Origin of the sequence: Thalassotalea sp. ND16A (genome assembly GCF_000764205.1) — a bacterium.
Lineage (GTDB): Bacteria > Pseudomonadota > Gammaproteobacteria > Enterobacterales > Alteromonadaceae > Thalassotalea_A.
Map to the genome: position 1 here is coordinate 1 of NZ_JQDZ01000012.1, position 20,020 is coordinate 20,020.

Sequence of the window (20,020 nt, forward strand, 5' to 3'; positions counted from 1 at the left end):
CAGCCGAAATCTACGCTGCTGGAGATAACGGCTCTGCGCTTGCTACTTAGCAAATGCAACCAGTATCGTTGAATGCAGAAATAACCTAAAGCCTGATGATCAGGTTTGTGTAAGTGTTTTAGAACGGGCGAATGCCCCTATTTTCGTGGTTTTGTCATATCTGCATACTAGCTCTTTGAGCGCTTACTCCAGTCAAACTTTTCTTGCGGCTTTGCAGTTCCTTTAGTGTCAGTTTTCTTGCTAGCCGGTTTTGCCCTTGGCTTATCATGGCTACGTTTATGTTTAGCCTTTGCTTGCCCGGTTTTATGTTCTGGCTTTTGGCGAGTATCAGGTTTTGTTGCTGCCGGCTTTTTCGGTTGTGGGTTGGCAACATAATGGATGCCATCGGCTGCAATCGTTACCCGGCCTTTCTTTAATAAATTACCTACGGTGCTTTTGAAGGTTTTTTTGCTCACGCCAAAGGTTTGTTGGATAAGCTCTGGCGAACTTTTATCAATGATTGTACTGACACCAGCATTGTCTTGTAAGTACTGGATAAAAACCGGCGCAAAGTCGTTCACTTTGCCGATACCGGTGCGAGTTAACGTCAAGTCTACGCGGCCATCGGGACGCATGTTTTTCACATAGGCTATGGTTTTTTTACCGACACGCAAAGGTTGGAAAATTTCATTGTCGTACAGTAAACCCCAGTGTCTTTCGTTGATGATCGCCTTAAAGCCTAAATCGGTTTTATCGCCAACGGTAATATCCACCCGTTCGCCGATTTCATAATTTGCCGGCCAAATATCTAAATATTTATCGAGCTTGCTCGATGCCGCCAAACGATCGGTGTGTAAATCACGATAAATTTTAACCAGATAGTATTTATCCACCACCATTTTGCGATGTTGCTGGTTGTACGGAACTAATAAATCCTTTGGCAGGCCCCAGTCTAAAAATGCGCCCATTTGATTCACTTGCACCACTTTTAAACTGACAAAGTCATCTACCTGACCCTTTGGCGTTTCGGTGGTCGCAATAAGGCGATCGTTAGAGTCGAAGTAGACAAAAACAGCAACGTCTTGGCCTTCAGCACACCCTTCTGGCAGGTATCGATTTGGCAATAAAATTTCACCTAAATCATCACCATCAAGGTAGGCACCAAAATCGGTGAGTTTTAATACTTTGAGGGTGTTTATTTTACCTATGCTTGCCATTTGTGTTCCTATACGGGGAGTTAGGGCGCAATTGTAACACGGGTAAAACAGCAATTACGATCTTCTTTAATCATTGCTTTGCTGGTTTTGAACATTTAATTTGCATTGAATGTATTCACCGTGGCGTAAATGCAATAAATCGGCAATACGACGGATAATATGTTCTTCAATAACGTCTAAATGGCCGTCTGAATAGGCGACTTGCCATAACAACTCGACAATTTTAATCCGATCAGCAAGTTCGTATTGCTCATTAATTAAGGTGGTATAGCGATAAAAATCATTGGCATGATGAGACTCGTCTTCGGCCAGTGCCAAAATGTCATTGACCTCGACTTTGTCTAATTGAAAATGCTGTTGCAATAATTCAACCACCTTCACTTTTTCTTCATCTTCGTATTTATGATCGGCGCGCATTACTTCAAACAGCAACACTGCGGTGGCAATTTCTAATGAAAGCGTATTATTTACAACACTGTCTTGTTGCAGGTTTCGGATAAAAATTCGAATTTTTGTTAGCATAATAGTGCATCTTTTATGTGTTTTTTTGATTGTAGTCGGTTATTAATCGCCATGCCACATTCAAACGTAGGTTAATGCAGATTAGAACGATTCCTCGGCATGGTCAAATGATACCTGCCGTTGACAACTAGGTTATAGCAAACAATTAACATTGTTTATTGATTGGTGTTGCTTGAATATTGATATTTTGTAAATTATTATTCATATTTCAGTAAATAGTGTAGAGTGCATGACACGCATTCGATAAGTAAAATCCCAAAATATTTATGACCACAAGCAAGCTTGCCAGCGCAGAAATCGACTCCCCAAAAAAACCGAAAAGATTACTGTCCATTGATGCGTTGCGAGGCTTTGATATGTTCTGGATCTTGGGAGCCGAAGGCTTATTTGCGGCGCTTTTTGTCATTACGGGGCTGTCGTTTTTTGAACTGGCGGCAAGCGAAATGCTCCATTCGAAGTGGCACGGTTTTACTTTTTACGACTTGATCTTTCCATTATTCATCTTATTGTCGGGTGTCAGTTTAGGCATCGCGGCCAAACCTATTTCGTCTTATAGCAAAACACAACAGCGTGAAAAGTACCGGCATGCGATAAAACGTCTGGCATTGTTAGTTGGATTGGGCATTGTTTACAATCATGGCTGGGGCACGGGGATGCCAGCAGCTATTGATGACATACGTTATGCCAGTGTTCTTGGAAAAATAGGGTTAGCCTGGTTTGTTGGCGCTATGCTGGTTTGGCACTGTCAGGTTAAGACACAAGCTATTGTTACCGCAGCTTTATTCTTTGGTTATTGGTTAATGCTCGCCTTCGTTTCCATTGATGGCTACGGCGCAGGTAACTACGGGCCCACTCATTCATTAAATGCCTGGGTCGATCAAACGTTTTTACCGGGTATTCGTTATCAGAACTTAGCGGTAGACCCGGAAGGTATACTGTCTAACTTAGGCTCGGTGATTAATGGCATGGTCGGTGTCTTTGTTGGCAGATTAATGATGACCGAAAAACATTTACCTAAGGTATTACTGAGAAACTTAGTACTCATTGGCATTATTGCATTAGCATCAGGCTGGTTATTGCACACGATACTGCCGGTGAATAAAACTTTATGGACCCCTTCTTTTGTCTTGGTAACCTCGGGTTGGAGCGTGTTATTTTTAGCCTTTTTTTACTACCTAATCGACATGCAAAACTGGCAAGCCTGGGCAAAACCTTTCGCCATCATTGGGATGAACTCAATTATCATCTATTTGGCCACCAGCCTGGTTAAATGGGATTATATTGCCAACAGTCTATTTGGTGGATTTATCAATGCATTAAGCGCACCTTGGCAGGCTCTTTGGGCAATCATTGCCGTCCTTGCTCTACAATGGTTATTGCTGGCCTGGATGTTTAAGCACAAAATCTTCATCAAGGTATAAATTCTCAGTATCGCCAAATCAGTGCCAAAGGTTCACCTAAGGCACTGATTTGGATGAGTTGTGCGGACAGTTTTATGTCCAAAGCCTGAGGCCGATCATGCCGTAATACGCCAGGTAAAACGTCAGGCAAATACTGCTCAGACTTAGGAGCGCGGAGTGCCAGTAGACAAATCGGTTCATTTTTTCTTTTCTGTTTTTGAAAAGGATATGGCCGCTGTAAAGGCTTGTGCTGGCAAAGACCAAGGTCATCAGCATAATAACTAGCGAGTGGAAGCTAACGGTTCCGGTTAACATGAACGGTTGCAAACTGTTATTTGCATTCATAAGAGTAATTGCCAATAGTGCTAAGGCAATGACCCCTGCTAATGGCCAGCTCCTGACTTGAATGGTTGCCCCCTTATCCAGTTTGTTAAGTAATCGGCGTGGTATCCAGATGAACAAGAATATTAGTGAAATCAATGCAGAAACTAACCAGAGAGCAAGAATGACAATCGGCAAATACGCACGTAAGGAACTAACCTGCTTGAAAGTCTGTGGCCCATAATGCAACACCTTACCGGCAAGTGGATCTTGCCCACTTATCAGGGCAACCATACCTGTGGTATTTTGTTTAAAACCAGCAGCTGATGAAAAAATTAGTTCTCTTTTATTGCCCCCCAATAACGGCTTAATCCATGCCTGCAAGCTAGTCACCTCAAGCTGCCACGGCAGCAGTCCCTGAAGAAATTCACTGCGCTTACTGACCGGGTTAATCAGTCGATAAAAACCGCTTAAAGCCAATTCATCCTGAGTCGCTTGACGCTCATGTTTTAGCGGTTTTTTTAGCGTATTTTGCGTTTCATATTCAGCCAACAGCTGATGAATTTCAGCGACTGCGGCTGATTCACTATTGGTCATGATCACGTGCGCCATTTGCAGCTCTTTTTGATAGGCAATAAGGCTATTTGCTCCTCGCATTGCACCTTCATGGCCGTAATAAAGAAAGCCATTGTGGTGAAACATCGTTGTGCCTAAGCCATAGCCTAACTCCAACCCTGCCTGAACCGCGAGCGAACTATATGGTCTTTCCATCATATCGAAAGACTTTGTGGTTAAAATGCCTGACTCAAGTTGATTTTTTCTGGTCAGTAAAAAACGGGCGAATGATGTCATATCTGTGAGGTTTGAATTCATCGCGCCAGATGCCCGGTATGCAATGTGCGCATAGGGCTGTTGTTGGTTTCCCCGGTACAACACCGCGGCATTATTCTTATAATTATCGGTATAAAAATAGTCGGTATCTGACATCGATAGAGGCGTTAAAAAGCTTTGCCGGACAAATTTTTCAAAACTCATTCCTGATAACTTTTCAACAATATAAGCAGCGACAACCGGGCCGATATTATTATATGCGGTTCTGCTACCCGGCACCCAACGCGATACTCGAGAGTGCGGATGTAGTGCCAAAGCATCCAAGGTACTGATAGGCGCCGCGCTATTATGCGCCAATTCGGGAAAGTGAGGTGCATCCCAGCCGGTAGTATGCTCAATCAGGTGAGCAACCGTTATCGGCTTTTGTTTCTCCCACCGATTTTTAAATTCAATTTCCGGGGCAACACTGGCGAGAGTATCGTCCAGAGAGAGTTTATTTTGCTCAATTAACTTTAACACCGACATCGCGACAAACATTTTCGAAATCGAGCCAATTCTAAATTGAGTTTTCTCGCTGATGGTTTTATTTGCCCTTGTATCGGCCAGGCCGGAGGTGTACGACCAAACCTTGCCATTACCATCTATCATCGCGACGGCAACCCCTTTAGTGCGGGTCTTTTTCATAATGCTGTCTATCGCCTGAGCAAGTTGGTCGGGAGAGCTTGGCGTTTCAGCAATAACGAATGATGGATAGAAAAAGCTTAACAGTAGCAGTATTAAAAACGGGTATTTCATCTATTTTCCTTATATGTTTTTGTGAGTTTTCTTTTACGGTTTTCCGTACAAAGTCTCGGCTATATGTTTTAATAACTTAGAATTATCATTCTCAATAAAAATCAACAAAGGAAGCTTTATGACTTGTTGTGAATTTTCCGCTCAGGGTGAAGTCACAAAAAGCCACATCAAGTAACTGTTTGATAAAAGGACAAAAATTGATTAGTAGCAGCGATCAAACAAATAAAACCGTGGGCGAATTTGTTGTTGACTTTTCACTAGGGAAACTCTTTAAACAGGGAGTTGAAATAAAGCTGGAGCCTCAGTCATTTGAGTTGCTCCGTTTATTCTTGACTCAAAAAGGCCGTGTCGTCAGCCGGGAAGAAATATTAACGAATATTTGGGCGAATCGTCATGTCAGTGATGATGCTATCAGAGCTGTGGTGAAGAAGTTACGACTGGCTCTCGGCGATGATGCCAGAAACCCGACATACATTAAAACACTGCCTTTAAAAGGCTATACCTTAATCGCCGAAGTTACTGACATAATCGAACACACACCTATTAAGCAAGCTCAGCGTGTACGTTCTTACCTGCTCACCTTCATTAGCCTGCTGGCCTTAACCCTATTATCACTATGGTTTTTTCACCCAGACGATAAATCTTCGCATGCACAAGCACAGCCGCAAATAGAGTTTCTGACACATATGTCTGGCTCAGAGCTAAGCGCAGACTATAGTCAGGTTAAAGATGCGCTGGTGTTTTCACACCGGGCAAATAATAACGATGCACTAAACCTTTATATCAAAAACCTGGAAAGCAAACGCATACAAAGATTGACCTGGGGGGATGCTAATTATGCCAACGCCTTATGGTCACCCGATGGCCATTCAATTATTTACATTCGTTCAGATAGCGCCGGCAGTTTTCATTATTTGGCTTCACTCGATCAGGACAATGCGGTATTGGCAAGTGAAGTGTTAGACTCCGCAGCGTTACAGGGAAAGTATGTCATAGCCTGGTCTGCCGGCAATGATGCTGTCTATGTTAAAAGTGGCTATCGAAATTTTTCTGCGCAAGGGATTTCACGTTACCACTTAGCCACGGGAAAACTCAACGCCATTACTTCTCCTAGTGTTGCTGGCGCAGGTGACTATTTTGCCAAAGAATCTTTTGATGGCAAGTTGTTAGCAATTTTAAGAGGGGTTAGCGCCGACAAGCACGAATTGCTGATACTCGATATTAACACCGGAACGCTATTGGCTAACCGGGTCATGCCTGTTCATGCCAACCGATTGGTTTGGAGTGGTGACAATAGCCGTTTGATCTTATCCGGCTTCAGGGGCGAGTTATTTGAGTACAGCATTGCTAAAGACAGCTTTTTGGTAAAAACCCTTAATGCTGATTTTATTAATGACGTAATTTATCATTGTGGCAATGAGTGCTATTACATGCGTCAACACAATGGTAATTTTCTCGACATTCAAGAACAGCCAAATCCTTTTGTCCAGCAAACCATGCTCGCCAGTGAGCATATCGATTTGTCCGGTGCCGAAGACTTTCCGCTATATAATGCCAACGGCGACACGCTATACTTTATCTCGTTAGAAAACGATAAACTGGTTTTGCAAAAACAACAGAAAAATTTGCCGGTAGAGCAGCTTAGCTCATTTTCGCCGGACAGCAAAATTTCCGCACTTGTCATTAACCAACAAGAATCAAAGCTAGCGGGGGTGATCGGAAAGCGTATCTTTATTTTCGACCTGCAAAGCAAGTCCCTGAATTTTATCACCAGTGATTTGGAGCTGGTGCATAACCCAACCTGGCACCCTGATGGCGATAAGCTTTTCTATGCCAGTGTTGAAGATAAGCTTCACTCTATATACCTGTACTCTCTGCAAGCAAAAAAGAAAGTCGCTTGGTTAAAGGGCTATATAGCGATACGGCAATATGGTGAAAATAACTACATCGCCATTAAGGAAAACCTCGAAGCCTGGCTGTTGTCATTAAACAATGACAAAGAATTTGAAGCAACTAAACTGCTCGGTAAAGTGGGCTCAGCCAGCCCCAATCTATGGCAGATTGCCAATGGATATCTCTATTTCAACCGCAGAACCGATGTTACCACCGTTATGACTCGCATCAACATTGACACCGGTAAGCAAGAAGTAAAACAATTAGCTAAAAATCGCTTTCGGCTGAATTTTGCTATCCACCCGAGGGTTGATAAAATTCTGGTGGTAAAATCGTTGCTGGCCGAGAGTAATCTGGTGAAAATATCTGTTGCCAAATAAGCCGCATTTATGGATTAAGTTCTGATTTAACTTACTTTACGGCCTCAGTTACTCTCCTCTTGCGGCCAATTCCAAGGTAACTTGCTCAATACCATTTTTGGCAATACGGCTATTAATTTCCGCTCGTTTGCTGGTTAATAATGAAATGCCTTCTACTATCATGTCATACGCTTTCCACTGTTTGGTTTTTCGGTTTTGACGCATTTGAAAAGTAATGGTGATTTCTGGTGCATTGGCATCTGCAATAATTGCATCAACCGCCACTATTTTTGCGCCATTAGTCGGGCGCTCCGGTTCAAAAGTGACGTGTTGATTGTGGTATTGTTGAAGTGCGTTGGCATAGGTCTTCACCAAATAACTGCGCATCGAAATAATAAAATTTTGCTTTTGCGCTCGGCTCATTTTTTTCAAGTGTTTGCCTAAAATTTTGAATGCGGCATATTTGTAATCGATTGCCGGCATTAGCTCTTGCTCAACGATGTCACGCATTAGCTGTGGCGATGCTTTTAACTGTTGTTGCTCATCGGCGATACGAGTAAATAGTTGATTGCCGGTATTGGCAATGACCTTATAGGGCGATAAACCTTGCTCAACCGCGATACTGTTAAAGCTGATAATGAGTAATAGGGAAATTGCGAAAAATCGTTTCATGGTCATTCCTTGTTGTATCTTATTCAAAGTGTCATAATTTCCCTTATTGTACATACCGACCGCGCGGTTTGTAAGTGGTTATTTAATATTTCTTATACTATTTAGTGCTAAAACAGGGGGGTATTATTTCGGAAAGTTAGCCATTTCGCAGATTAGCAATATATTGACAAAGCTCGTTGATCACTTTGCTAAACAATTCTTTGTTTTGTGAACTTTTACTCAAGCTGGATGAGCCATGAAAACTGGCAACGATAAAATAGGCAACCTGGCTGAAGTCAATGTCGGGGCGTAATTGCGCCGATACACGTTGCAGGTTTATCGCAATAAGTTGATTGAGTTGTTGCTGCATATTGAGAATTCTCAGTCGGAAACCTTCATCAATGGCAGACATTTCCTGGCACAGATTATTTAACGGACAGCCGCAGACAACCTCCTCACAGCTCGATTCGGTACTCATCAATTTGAAAAACTCAGATAACCCTGCAATCGGGTCATCAACCTCTACCGCAGGTTGCCACAGTGCTAAAAACATTGGCGTGTAGATCTCTTCAAAAACGGCGTAACCCAATTCCATTTTATTGGGAAAATGGTGATACAAAGCGCCTTTGGAAACTTTGCAGCGCTGGAGAATGGCAGACAAACTGGTGGCAGTGAAACCATGCTTATGGATTTCATCGGCACTGATTTCTAATATCTTCTGACGGGTTTGTTCTGCATCTCTCATAGACTACTACCTTGACTTAATTAATATACCAAGTTGATTAAATATCTGCTCATTTTTAATGGTTAAAACGAATAACTACGGCTTTATAAAATTGATAAGTACGAAAGCTTGGATGCTGCAGGTAGAGCGACGCAGGATGCCAAAGCCGAGAATAACTACTTACTAAATTTTATGCATTGTATTTATCCGTTTTACCTCATGAAAAAGTAGAACACATACTTATTCAAATTGGTATCACATTATAACCGACCACAGGGTCGGTTGTAAAATATCGAAATGCACTAACAGATAACATTTGCTGTTACCTCAACTTGCTATTAGATACGCTCGTACACTTTAAAGTTGTAGTTATGTAGGTTTTTTTCATCGGCAGGATGGGCATCTTCACTAACACAATGCCAGTTGTTTTCGGCATTGTAATCAGGAAATAGCGTATCGCCTTGCACGGTTAGGTCAATTTCAGTGATGTACAGGCGTTGTGCGGCCTTTAAGCAGTGCTCATAGATACTGCCGCCCCCTATGACCATAATTTCTTCTACGTCGGTTACAAGCGCTAATGCGGCGTCTACCGAGGTTACCGTTTCTATGCCATCGGCTTGATAATTGCTGTCTCGAGAAATGACAATGTTTCGTCGCCCAGGCAAGGGAAAACCGATTGATTCGAACGTTTTACGGCCCATGATCACCGGCTTTTTTACCGTCGTTTGTTTGAAATACTTTAAGTCGGCAGGCATGTGCCAGGGCATTTGATTGTCTTTGCCAATTACCCGGCCATTGGCGTGGGCAACAATCATAGATAGGATAGTCATTAAGAGCCTTAAAAGTGAATTAAATTTAGCGTAAAAATTTGCCGATAGAATAACAAATAACTTTAGCCTTGAGCAACAATTCTACTCCACATAAAGGGTGTGCTTTATTGGCGCAAACTAAAATTTTTCTTCGTCGGTATAACAAATGAGGTTATGAAACCTTGCTGGGGTTGCCGAGAGGTTACGATAGCCGTGCTGTTGATTGGCCGAAAATTTTACTACTTCGCCTGCCCTTAACGGGTGCCATTGTTGCTCGAGAAAATATTCCATTTCTCCTTCAATGACCAGAATGTGTTCGATCACGCCAGCATTATGAGGTGATGACATTTGCTGATGCGATGGCGCCAAAATTAACGAAAGCACTTCACTTTTTGTTATTTTATCAAAGGGGAACAAGGTGGTAACTGAAATACCTTGTTCGGTATTTAACACGTTATCTGTCAAACTATCATCTTCAATTGTGCCAAGAAAAGAGGTGAGCGGTAAATGAAAGCCGCTGGCAATTTTCCATAGCCTGGCAACGGTAGGACTTGACTCGCCCCGTTCAATTTGCCCGAGCATCGCCTTTGAAACCCCGGTATGTACAGCGGCGGTATCGAGACTCCAGCCCTTATCTTTTCTTGCTAATTTTAGTTGGATGCCGACTGCATTGTTTATATTTTTAGTCATTATTCTCTTGTGCGTTATAACATACAATGATAGTTTGTGCGTTAAAGCGCACAGCGAAATGTTATTATCGGAGTATTTATTATGCTAGTCAATCGCCTTTTAAGCGCATCTGTCACCGGTCTGGTGGCTGTGGTGATTGGCTTTGCCAGCTCTGCAGCGCTGATTTATCAGACGGTTATTACCCTGGGCGGAGATGTTAGCCTGGCAGCAAGTTGGATATTAACCTTAGGATTATCCATGGGGCTAACCTCTATCGGTTTATCGCTCTTTTATCGAGTACCGATATTAATTGCCTGGTCAACTCCTGGTGCGGCATTACTCATTACCATTGGCCAAGGTTTTACTCTCAATGAAGCGATCGCTGGCTTCATCTTTTCGGCATTGCTGATTTTTTTAAGTGGCATCACCGGCTGGTTTGAAAAATTAAGCAATAAAATTCCATTTCCATTAGCGTCGGCGATGTTGGCGGGAATTTTAGTGAACTTTGGTATTGATGTCTTTAATCAAATGAATAACGAACCTTTACTGGTGGTGGCGATGTTTGTCACTTTCTTAATTGCTAAGCAGATCATGCCAAAATATGCGATGTTGTTGCTATTATTGAGCAGTATCGTCATGGCATGGCAACTTGAACTGGTCGCGCTTAGTGAACTTTCATTGCAAGTGAGTGAGTTTAAATACATCTCACCTGAATTTAATATCAAGGCGCTGCTTGGTATTGGCATACCATTATTTATTGTCACCATGGCAGCCCAGAATTTGCCTGGCATTGCGGTGTTGCAAGCGCATAACTATAAAACTCCTGTCTCTTCTATTTTAAGCGTAACCGGACTGGTAAACGTGCTAACCGCACCATTTGGTGGTTATGCGATAAATTTAGCGGCAATAACCGCTGCGATGTGTATGACTGAAGAGGTGGATAAAGATCCAGGACAGCGTTATTGGTCAGCGGTTTTTGCTGGTGGCTTCTATATGTTAATGGCGATTTCAGCGGCTTACTTAATGGCAGTATTTTCAGCGCTACCATCCGCATTGATTTATGCATTGGCCGGCATCGCTTTGTTCACCACCATCACCAGTAGTATTGAACAAGCCTTGTCTGACAAAAAAATGTCGGAAGCGGCAATCATTACATTTTTGGTTACCGCTTCAGATATCTCACTCTGGGGGGGCAGTTCCGTACTTTGGGGCTTGATTGCCGGCTGCACCACGTTAGTGAGCCAAAATTCATTTGGTAAAATCCAGAATAGAAAAGCGCTAAAAAAGAAAAGGCCAGATTAAAATCTGGCCTGTTATTTATTATCGACGAATCGCGCGATTATTTACGGTATTCAACTTCTACATCGTAGTCGTCTTCGTCCCAGTCTTCATCGTCTAAGTCGTCATCGTAGTTGTAGTTATCAATGGCATCTTGATGATAAGTATCCCACTTAAACTCGACTTCTTCAGCTTCCGTTTCTGGTTCAAGCGTGTCCGCTGGTAACGCTTCAATAAAGGTCATCAACTGTTGCGTAAGATCGGCGGTACCCTCACGATTAAATGCCGAAATAGCATGATAATCGCCTTCCCAGTTAAGGGCCTTAGTGACACGTTGAATTACTTCTTCGGCTTCATCTTCAAGCAGTAAATCAAGCTTGTTAAACACCAACCATCTTGGTTTTCCGGCAAGCTTTTCAGAGTATTGCTCTAATTCATTGATGATGGTTAAGGCATTTTCAGCAGGATCGGATTCATCTGCCGGAAGTACGTCAATTAAATGAATTAAAATTCGACAACGTTCAAGATGCTTCAAGAAACGTATGCCTAAACCTGTCCCCTCAGAAGCGCCTGAGATCAAACCCGGAATATCGGCAATCACAAAACTGCGTTGCGAATTTAAGCGCACTACGCCTAAGTTTGGCACTAAGGTGGTAAACGGGTAATCTGCGACTTTCGGTTTTGCTGCCGAAACACTACGAATTAACGTAGATTTACCGGCATTTGGCAGGCCTAATAAACCCACATCGGCTAAGAGCATGAGCTCGAGCTGCAAGTTACGAATTTCACCTGGCGTACCTAAGGTTTTTTGGCGCGGGGCACGATTGGTACTACTTTTAAAACGGGTATTGCCTAAACCATGCCAGCCACCTTTGGCCACCATAATTTTTTGTTTATGTTTGGTTAAATCACCAATTTGCTCACCAGTATCAACATCGATCACGCGGGTACCTACAGGTACTTTAAGAGTACAGTCTGTACCACCTTTACCGGTACAATCACGGCTTTTGCCATTTTCGCCACGCTGGGCATTATGAAATCGCTCAAAACGATAATCGATAAGGGTGTTCAGGTTTTCATCGGCGATCAGGTATACGTCGCCACCGTCGCCACCGTCACCACCGTTAGGTCCGCCGTATTCTATGTATTTTTCTTTACGAAAACTTACGCAACCGCTGCCACCGTCGCCAGCTTCAACGCGAATTTCTACTTCATCTACAAATTTCATTAGCTTTAATTAAGCTCCAAACATAAATGTATGTATTTATAGCCATCGCATTAAAAAGCAATGCGATTGCTATTAGTATAACTAGTGTATGAAAAATACACTAATTAGAAATATTGCCTTATTTACATAGATCAAATAATCAATATATAAAGCAAAAAAAAACTCGCTAGCTAGCGAGTTTTTTATATCTGTTTCGCTTATCGCTATTATTCAGCAATAATTGATACAAACTTGCGGTTTTGAGGACCTTTAACATCGAATTGTACTTTACCATCTGATAAAGCAAATAATGTGTGGTCTTTTCCAATACCCATGTTAGTACCAGCGTGGAATCTAGTACCACGTTGACGAACGATAATGTTACCCGCTAAAACTGACTCGCCACCAAAGCGTTTAACACCTAAGCGTTTCGCTTCTGAATCACGACCGTTACGAGTACTACCTGCTGCCTTCTTATGTGCCATCGTTAATTACTCCTATTAACCGTTGATGCCAGTAATTTTCACTTCAGTAAACCACTGACGGTGGCCTTGCTGCTTACGTGAATGCTTACGACGTTTGAATTTAACGATTTTAACTTTATCGCCACGACCTTGGCTTACAACTTCAGCTGTAACTTTGCCACCGGCAACGTAAGGTGCACCTACGTTGATGTCGTCGCCATTAGCAACCATTAATACATTTTCGAATTCTACAGTTGAACCAATTTCTAGTTCTAGTTTCTCTAAGCGAACAGTTTGACCTTCGCTTACACGGTGTTGTTTACCACCGCTTTGGAATACAGCGTACATTTGCTACTCCGTACTGCGCCAATGATATTAGACGCACAAATTAAAATAATAGGTCGCGGATTCTACGCGAAGATTTACGGCTTCGCAAGTCTATTTACGCATTTTCCGGTAATTAGTTAGGAAAAATAAATTACAAACATTTAGCTTTGTAATTTCAGCTATACAGCTGACTTCTTCAGGGGGAGAAAACGACGTTTTTTTCAGCTTTATTTACATTGAAAACTTTGAACTTGGCTAAAATAGTGTAAAATCATCAACCATAGCAGAGTATAACTCAAATTCTACGACTAACCGCTTGAAAAATATTAAAAAGTTCAATTAAATATGAATATTAACCAAATCCAGGACCTTGCCTCTAAAGACATGAATGCGGTGAATACGCTGATCTATTCGCAAATAGACTCAGATGTGGCACTGATCAATCAGTTAGGTATTTACATCGTCAACGCCGGGGGCAAGCGAATGCGCCCATTGTTAACGGTATTGGCTGCAAGAGCGATGGGGTATAGCGGTGACAAGCATATTTGTTTAGCGGCTATTATTGAATTCATCCATACTGCCACATTACTTCATGATGATGTGGTTGACGAATCGGCGATGCGTAGAGGCCGAGAAACCGCCAATGAGTTATTTGGTAACAGCGCCAGCGTGTTAGTAGGTGATTTTCTTTATACCCGCTCATTTCAAATGATGGTAACCCTTGATGACATGTCGATTATGAAAGTGCTATCCAATGCCACCAATGTCATCGCCGAAGGTGAAGTGCTGCAATTAATGAATTGCAATGATGCTGATACTACGGTTGACAGTTACATGCAGGTGATTTATTGCAAAACCGCTAAATTATTCGAAGCGGCCACACGCCTTGCTGCAGTAGTAACCGAACAAAGTGAAGACATGGTAAAAGCGATGACGGCTTACGGTATGCACTTAGGTACCGCATTCCAATTAATCGATGATTTACTCGATTACACTGCCGATGCCGAAAAAATGGGTAAAAACGTCGGCGATGATTTAGCCGAAGGTAAACCTACATTGCCATTGTTGCACGCAATGCATCATGGTAATGAGGTGCAAGCGTTGATGATCCGTGAGGCCATTGAAACGGGCAACGGTATGGAGCATCTTGAGCAAGTGTTAGCAGCGATGCGAGAAACTGGTGCATTAGACTTTACCCAGCAGATGGCCGAAGCCGAAGCTGAAAAAGCGATTGCGGCATTAGATATACTTAGCGACAGTGACTATAAGCAAGCCCTAATCGCCCTGGCGCATTTATCGGTTGATAGAAACGCATAATACCAAGCCAAGGGTATTGGTAAACGGGTATAATTAACCGTTATATCCGTTGCCGAATTAGCGTCGCGACTTGCTGCCCCAGACTTTATATAAATTTGCACTTGGATGAAAGCCATCATCGGCAATCATGCCATCGATGTTACCGACGTCTACTGATAAGTGCTGAGTTACCCCCTGGCAACTGTTCTTTAACAGTTGATCAAACTCTTTGGCTCTTTCGCCAACAAACCAACGTAACGGCTGTGGCAATGCCGGAATGTCCCCCATCGGTGGCAGTGAAGTCAGGATTAGTAATTTGGGATCAAACTTTGCAATTAATTTCTGTCTTAGCTGTAATTGTTTGCTCAGCCATGTTGTTGCCCTCATTCCCGATGTTACGTCATTAACGCCTAGTGAAGTCACGATCACATCGAGTTTTTGTTTTCCGATATTGTCTAACTCGAAAATGGTATCTGCCGTAGTCGCACCGCTTTGGGCATGCAGTTGCCAATCAATTTGATGGTGTAGTTTTAAATTATCTATCAGGTTGCCAAGCAGCGCTTTACGCTGATGAGTCACGCCAACACCGGCCGCCGCAGAATCACCAAGGACTAATAATTTTAAGGGACTGCCGACTCCATTCTGGCCACGTCGCGAACCGATAGGCTCTGGCAGCACGGGCACCGTTCGCTTAACCGTAATACCCTGTATATAAAATACTGGTAGCAAGGCATAACTGATAAATTTTGCAAGCATGCTGGTCCATCAAAGTGCTGTTAATCAAATGCTAAGTGTAGAACAAAATTTATTGACGGTAGACAGAGATGACTATTATGGATTAATCATATAGCTTATCTGTTGCACTTTTCAGTTCAGCATCTGGCAAAAACTGGTCAGCTATGGTTAAAATTGAATGCAGATTGTTTTTTAGCTTATCGAGCTCTATGTCTCCCGGGGTGATTGCTGTCTGTAATAAATGAATCGCCATGTCAGCCAACAGTATTCGTTGTTTCTCTAACCACTCTTGCTCGCCTTTAATCGCCGGGTTATTCAGGTAGCCTTCTTCCACTAAAGCGTGTAATTGCCAGGATGTTTTTATTAACTGTTTACGTTCTGCTTCATTCATTCGTTATTTTCCGTGTAACTTTTAATTCCCACTGAAATCCTGCACTTTGAATGGCGATGGGTGTAGTACCGCTTCTCGCCATAAATAACTTTGTGCTGTTGGCTCTTGCACAAATTCGATACCCAGAGATTTAAGCTTTGATACCCATTGCTCAAGTTGTTCATGTTCAAAATAAAAAAACCGGTCAATCGACCGGCTTTTGCTAGGTGTTCATTCATCGCAAATTAGGCGATAAAATCAACACCTTCTTTAATATCAGCATTAAGGGTTGCTAACATTTCGTTTTTCGCTTTTTCTTCGTAGGCGCTTAACTCGCCGTAAGGTAAGTATTCTTCAACACCGTTTTTACCTAAACGTACCGGTTGGGCGAAGTAGGTTGCGTCACCGGTATTGCCTTCAACGTAAGCGTAATCAATAACGTCTTCACCTTGTAAGCCTTTAACAAGCGACATACAAAAACGAGCAGCGGCTGCGCCCATAGAAAGAGTGGCACTGCCGCCACCAGCTTTTGCATTAACAACTTCAGTACCGGCATTTTGGATACGTGGCGTTAACGCATCAATTTCGTCTTGGCTAAACTCAACACCTTCAACTTGTGAAAGCAGAGGTAAGATAGTAGTACCTGAGTGGCCACCAATTACCGGAACTTTCACATCAGAAGTTGATAAGCCTTTTAATTCCGCAATGAAAGTTTCAGAGCGGATAACGTCAAGTGTTGTTACACCAAATACGCGGTTAGCTTCGTAAGTACCTGCTTTTTTGAATACTTCAGCAACAATCGGTACAGTGCCGTTTACCGGGTTAGTGATTACACCAACTAGGGCTTTAGGACAGTTAGCAACAATGCCTTCTGCTAAAGTTTTAATGATACCGGCGTTTACTGCGAACAAATCGGCACGATCCATACCTGGCTTACGTGGCATACCGGCTGGAATAATTACGATATCACAACCTGTTAATGCATCACCTAAAGCGTCAGCACCGTAACCTTTAACCGTTACGTCAGTAGGAATGTGTGATAAATCTACAGCAACACCTGGAACTACTGGAGCAACGTCATATAAAGATAACTCAGAACCCGCAGGTAATTGAGTTTTTAATAATAATGATAAAGCTTGACCGATACCACCGGCAGCACCTAAAACAGCAACTTTCATTGAAACACTCCTAAGATAATTTGTGGTGAGCAATTACCTCAGATGTTTGGAGTAATTACTTTATTTTCTAAAAACGGACAAAAGATACCGAATTGCGCCGTAAATTACAAACTATTTTGTCATGACAGGGCAAAGGCTGATATGATACTTTAGTTTAGATCCCCATGATTTGTACATAAATCTTACCGTTAACCAGATATTAACAATAAAAGACGACTTTATGAGCGCACAGCAAAAACAAGAAGCATTAGTTAATGCATTTAAAGACTTATTGAAACAAGAACAGTTTGGTTCGCAAGGTGACATCGTTGATGCTCTTAAAAGTCAGGGTTTTGACAATATAAGTCAGTCGAAAGTCTCTAGAATGTTGAGTAAGTTTGGTGCGGTACGCACCCGTAACGCCAGACAAGATATGGTCTATTGTTTACCGGCCGAGCTTGGCGTGCCAACGGCGAAAAGCCCACTTAAGCAATTAGTATTAGATATTGAAAGCAACGATGTGATGATCATTGTTCGTACCAGCCCCGGCGCAGCACAATTAATTGCTCGTTTATTGGATTCTTTAAGTAAAGCCGATGGGGTATTGGGTACTATCGCTGGTGATGACACTATTTTTATTGCACCAACAGCCGTTGGTGATATTGAAGAAACTAAAGAAAAGCTGCATTTGTTGTTTCAGAAGATGTATTAAGGTGGCCTAGGTACAAGCAGGCTGAGTAAGGTTTCAAGTTAGGGTAACGTTTGTTATATGTGCTACTGGCTTCGGGCTTCGGGCATGATATTTTATGCCATGAGAATGCCAACTTTCCAGACTTCGCGATGTTAAAGACAATACCTCTTTCGATCGCTAATGCGAACTGCCCGCTGCTCGTAGCCAGTAGCCAGTAGCTCGTTGCTATAAGATACAAGCAGCACTGTTGAGGCCCCAAGTTTGTTTACAATACATGCTTGGGGCTTTTTTGTACACGGATGTTCATATCCACGACAGGCAAGGAAGCCTTTAAAGTGGATTTAATACTAGCAGAGCGACTAAATATAAATTAACGATGGTATTAGAATATATAGAGAATGTTATGAGTGATCCGTTATTCCAGCCGGATACTTAAATCACAATAAGTGGTGGTTTTTAGTTTTTATTGTATTATTTCACCTTTAATGGTGCTTTAATGTTTTATTTTATCATTTATTGTGATTTTTTATTATTTAATGCTTGAAATCAATATATAAGATGTTTTTGATTGATTTCACCTTTAATGGTGCCTATTATTTTAGTTAACTAATTTTCTACTTGTGTGGTGATTATGGATAACAAGAAAGCAATAATGATATTAACTGAACTTGAACAGCGGGTTTCCCAGGTGAAAGCTGTGCTTGTTGAGCAGACCATAAAACAAAACTATCAGTCACTGGATTCTCTGAAACCACTGGTAGACTCTCATTCGAAAGAGCACAAGGTACTGTTGAGTGACATTGCCATACTCGCAGATATTTCAGCAAACACCTTAACCCGGCTGCTTAAAGACCCCCAATCGGCAAAAGTATCGACCCTAACAGCGGTACTTGGCGTGCTTGGTAAGAGTATTTATATAGGACAGGTTAATGGCTAACCTGAACCGTAAAGGCCTGGTTTATGCCAATGGTGTACTCGCGGGGGAGATCCTTGAATATAGAGCAGGATTAATCGAAACCTTTAAATTTGTTTATGACCATGAGTATGTGAAATCTGGGGTCCCCATTGGCCATAGGTTTCCTATTGAACAATTAAAGTATGAGTTTGATATTCTGCCGCCATTTTTCACCAATTTGCTTAGTGAGGGCTGGGTTAAGTTTCACCAAAGCTCAAAAGCACGATTAGATAGGGCTGATGAGTTTGGCCTATTGCTTGCCAATGGTGCCGAAATTATTGGCGCTATATCCATCATTAAAGTAGAGGTGAATGACTAATGGCCAAGTCGGTTTGTCAAGGGAGCTTAAAGTTTGTATCCACTAAGCAAATGGATAACGGATTTAGTCGGGCTCATTTAAAATCAATGTTTGGCTTGTCAAAATACCCTGATAATGGCTTGTCGATAACCGGCACTAGTGAGTCTTTTGAAGATTTAGCCATTGACTATACTGATGGTGTCTCTATTTCTGGTGTGCAACGCAAACTTTTTATGACATTAGAGAACGGAGTGTTGAAACCTGTCGTTGAAAATGGTTTATACATAGTAAAACCATCCCCGCAGAAGTTCCCTGAACTCGCTGAAAATGAACACGCTATTATGTGCCTTGCCAGAGCGGTAGGGTTAGATGTTGCTGATTGCTCACTGATACCATTTGAAAATGGTGAGCGGGCTTACGTCACTAAGCGATTTGATATAACCGCAAGTGGGCAACGGTTATTTATCGAAGATGGTGCATCACTTTGTAATATTCACCCAAAACATAAAGGCGATGACTCGCTCTCGTATGAGAACACGTTGAAAGAATTATACCAGGCATCTGGCAACCAAAAAACAGTTCTTCTGAACGCGTTTAACCAGGTGTTGTTTTCATTTATCGTTGGCAACAGTGATCTACATTTGAAAAACTTCTCGATGTATAGAGAGCCAACGTCTAATACCACCACAATGAATAATTTCACTCCCATTTACGATGTATTGTCGATTGCACCTTATCCTGCATATGATGGTGAATATATGACGCTATCATTGCTTCATTCTGAGCTAGACAGCAATTTTAGTTCCAGTTATGAAAGTTATGGCTATTACACTTTTCATGATTTTTTATTGCTGGCAGAAAATATTGGTCTTGGCGAAAAAGCAGGAGCAAGCTTTATTAAAAAACTTGCAAGCAAGGTTGAGCAGACCGCAGATGTGGTCATGCAAAATTCTTTTTGCTCAGCCAATCTTAGAGAAATTATCTTAAAACGCATCAAAGAGCGCTGTAGCTGCTTAAAAAGACCGGTTATCAGTTAACCTGAACGGGATAAGCAGCACTTGCTCAATACTCA

At 42.1% G+C, this 20,020-nt stretch carries 21 protein-coding genes; 8 read left to right on the forward strand and 13 right to left on the reverse strand.

The window, feature by feature from the left end:
* Positions 1–167: 167 nt before the first annotated feature.
* Both ND16A_RS0118670 and ND16A_RS16685 read right to left on the reverse strand, forming a co-directional pair.
* On the reverse strand, positions 168–1,196 hold the full coding sequence (locus ND16A_RS0118670; RefSeq protein WP_081945432.1) for a CvfB family protein: 1,029 nt from the start codon (positions 1,194–1,196) through the stop codon (positions 168–170).
* Positions 1,197–1,262: 66 nt separating this feature from the next.
* Positions 1,263–1,718, reverse strand: coding sequence for a tellurite resistance TerB family protein (locus ND16A_RS16685; RefSeq protein WP_033076078.1), 456 nt, complete (start codon positions 1,716–1,718; stop codon positions 1,263–1,265).
* Between the two features lie 266 nt (positions 1,719–1,984).
* Between ND16A_RS16685 and nagX the strand changes: the two genes are divergently transcribed.
* Positions 1,985–3,139 carry a transmembrane glucosamine N-acetyltransferase NagX gene (nagX, locus tag ND16A_RS16680; RefSeq protein WP_033076079.1) on the forward strand — a complete coding sequence of 385 codons (1,155 nt, stop codon included), beginning with the start codon at positions 1,985–1,987 and terminating at the stop codon, positions 3,137–3,139.
* Between the two features lie 72 nt (positions 3,140–3,211).
* On the opposite strand, the gene ND16A_RS16675 is transcribed toward nagX, so the two are convergent.
* Positions 3,212–5,065 (reverse strand): serine hydrolase domain-containing protein, encoded by a 1,854-nt coding sequence (locus ND16A_RS16675; RefSeq protein ID WP_033076080.1) that lies wholly within the window; start codon positions 5,063–5,065, stop codon positions 3,212–3,214.
* A 197-nt stretch (positions 5,066–5,262) separates the two neighbouring features.
* Here ND16A_RS16675 and ND16A_RS16670 point away from each other — a divergent pair, with 197 nt between their 5' ends.
* Positions 5,263–7,338, forward strand: coding sequence for a winged helix-turn-helix domain-containing protein (locus tag ND16A_RS16670; RefSeq protein WP_160173473.1), 2,076 nt, complete (start codon positions 5,263–5,265; stop codon positions 7,336–7,338).
* Between the two features lie 48 nt (positions 7,339–7,386).
* Here ND16A_RS16670 and ND16A_RS16665 read toward each other — a convergent pair whose 3' ends face one another.
* The 4 genes from ND16A_RS16665 to ND16A_RS16650 form a co-directional block, all read right to left on the reverse strand.
* Positions 7,387–7,989, reverse strand: a complete 603-nt coding sequence (locus ND16A_RS16665; protein ID WP_033076082.1) for an MlaC/ttg2D family ABC transporter substrate-binding protein — start codon at positions 7,987–7,989, stop codon at positions 7,387–7,389.
* Positions 7,990–8,125: 136 nt separating this feature from the next.
* Entirely contained in the window at positions 8,126–8,713 is a 588-nt protein-coding gene (locus tag ND16A_RS16660; protein WP_033076083.1) for a TetR/AcrR family transcriptional regulator, read from the reverse strand.
* A 317-nt stretch (positions 8,714–9,030) separates the two neighbouring features.
* The gene (gene folA, locus ND16A_RS16655; protein WP_033076084.1) at positions 9,031–9,522 is read right to left on the reverse strand and encodes a type 3 dihydrofolate reductase; all 492 of its coding nucleotides are present in this window, start codon (positions 9,520–9,522) and stop codon (positions 9,031–9,033) included.
* Between the two features lie 117 nt (positions 9,523–9,639).
* The gene (locus ND16A_RS16650) at positions 9,640–10,191 is read right to left on the reverse strand and encodes a helix-turn-helix domain-containing protein (RefSeq protein ID WP_033076085.1); all 552 of its coding nucleotides are present in this window, start codon (positions 10,189–10,191) and stop codon (positions 9,640–9,642) included.
* Positions 10,192–10,269: 78 nt separating this feature from the next.
* Between ND16A_RS16650 and ND16A_RS16645 the strand changes: the two genes are divergently transcribed.
* Entirely contained in the window at positions 10,270–11,472 is a 1,203-nt protein-coding gene (locus ND16A_RS16645; RefSeq protein WP_052072813.1) for a benzoate/H(+) symporter BenE family transporter, read from the forward strand.
* A 37-nt stretch (positions 11,473–11,509) separates the two neighbouring features.
* Here ND16A_RS16645 and cgtA read toward each other — a convergent pair whose 3' ends face one another.
* The 3 genes from cgtA to rplU all read right to left on the reverse strand — a co-directional run bounded on the left by cgtA (position 11,510) and on the right by rplU (position 13,467).
* A complete protein-coding gene (cgtA, locus tag ND16A_RS16640; RefSeq protein WP_033076086.1) occupies positions 11,510–12,676 on the reverse strand; it encodes an Obg family GTPase CgtA in 1,167 nt (388 codons plus the stop codon).
* Between the two features lie 206 nt (positions 12,677–12,882).
* Positions 12,883–13,140 (reverse strand): 50S ribosomal protein L27, encoded by a 258-nt coding sequence (rpmA, locus tag ND16A_RS16635; protein ID WP_033076087.1) that lies wholly within the window; start codon positions 13,138–13,140, stop codon positions 12,883–12,885.
* Positions 13,141–13,155: 15 nt separating this feature from the next.
* Positions 13,156–13,467 carry a 50S ribosomal protein L21 gene (gene rplU / locus ND16A_RS16630; RefSeq protein WP_033076088.1) on the reverse strand — a complete coding sequence of 104 codons (312 nt, stop codon included), beginning with the start codon at positions 13,465–13,467 and terminating at the stop codon, positions 13,156–13,158.
* A 324-nt stretch (positions 13,468–13,791) separates the two neighbouring features.
* On the opposite strand from rplU, the gene ispB reads away from it, so the two are divergent.
* Positions 13,792–14,763, forward strand: coding sequence for an octaprenyl diphosphate synthase (ispB, locus tag ND16A_RS16625; RefSeq protein WP_033076089.1), 972 nt, complete (start codon positions 13,792–13,794; stop codon positions 14,761–14,763).
* A 57-nt stretch (positions 14,764–14,820) separates the two neighbouring features.
* Here ispB and ND16A_RS16620 read toward each other — a convergent pair whose 3' ends face one another.
* The 3 genes from ND16A_RS16620 to mdh all read right to left on the reverse strand — a co-directional run bounded on the left by ND16A_RS16620 (position 14,821) and on the right by mdh (position 17,025).
* The gene (locus tag ND16A_RS16620; protein ID WP_033076090.1) at positions 14,821–15,498 is read right to left on the reverse strand and encodes an SGNH/GDSL hydrolase family protein; all 678 of its coding nucleotides are present in this window, start codon (positions 15,496–15,498) and stop codon (positions 14,821–14,823) included.
* 82 nt (positions 15,499–15,580) lie between these two features.
* A complete protein-coding gene (locus ND16A_RS16615) occupies positions 15,581–15,868 on the reverse strand; it encodes a hypothetical protein (RefSeq protein ID WP_033076091.1) in 288 nt (95 codons plus the stop codon).
* A gap of 224 nt (positions 15,869–16,092) precedes the next feature.
* The gene (gene mdh / locus ND16A_RS16610; RefSeq protein ID WP_033076092.1) at positions 16,093–17,025 is read right to left on the reverse strand and encodes a malate dehydrogenase; all 933 of its coding nucleotides are present in this window, start codon (positions 17,023–17,025) and stop codon (positions 16,093–16,095) included.
* A 220-nt stretch (positions 17,026–17,245) separates the two neighbouring features.
* On the opposite strand from mdh, the gene argR reads away from it, so the two are divergent.
* The 4 genes from argR (at position 17,246) to ND16A_RS16590 (ending at position 19,985) form a co-directional block, all read left to right on the forward strand.
* Positions 17,246–17,716, forward strand: coding sequence for a transcriptional regulator ArgR (gene argR / locus ND16A_RS16605; protein ID WP_033076093.1), 471 nt, complete (start codon positions 17,246–17,248; stop codon positions 17,714–17,716).
* 631 nt (positions 17,717–18,347) lie between these two features.
* The gene (locus ND16A_RS16600; protein WP_152593775.1) at positions 18,348–18,632 is read left to right on the forward strand and encodes a hypothetical protein; all 285 of its coding nucleotides are present in this window, start codon (positions 18,348–18,350) and stop codon (positions 18,630–18,632) included.
* Positions 18,625–18,969, forward strand: coding sequence for a HipA N-terminal domain-containing protein (locus ND16A_RS16595; protein ID WP_033076095.1), 345 nt, complete (start codon positions 18,625–18,627; stop codon positions 18,967–18,969). Before ND16A_RS16600 ends, ND16A_RS16595 begins: the two co-directional genes overlap by 8 nt.
* Positions 18,969–19,985: a HipA domain-containing protein gene (locus ND16A_RS16590; RefSeq protein ID WP_033076096.1), complete on the forward strand. Its 1,017-nt coding sequence runs from the start codon at positions 18,969–18,971 to the stop codon at positions 19,983–19,985. The genes ND16A_RS16595 and ND16A_RS16590 overlap by 1 nt, the downstream gene beginning before the upstream one ends.
* Positions 19,986–20,020: the final 35 nt, after the last annotated feature.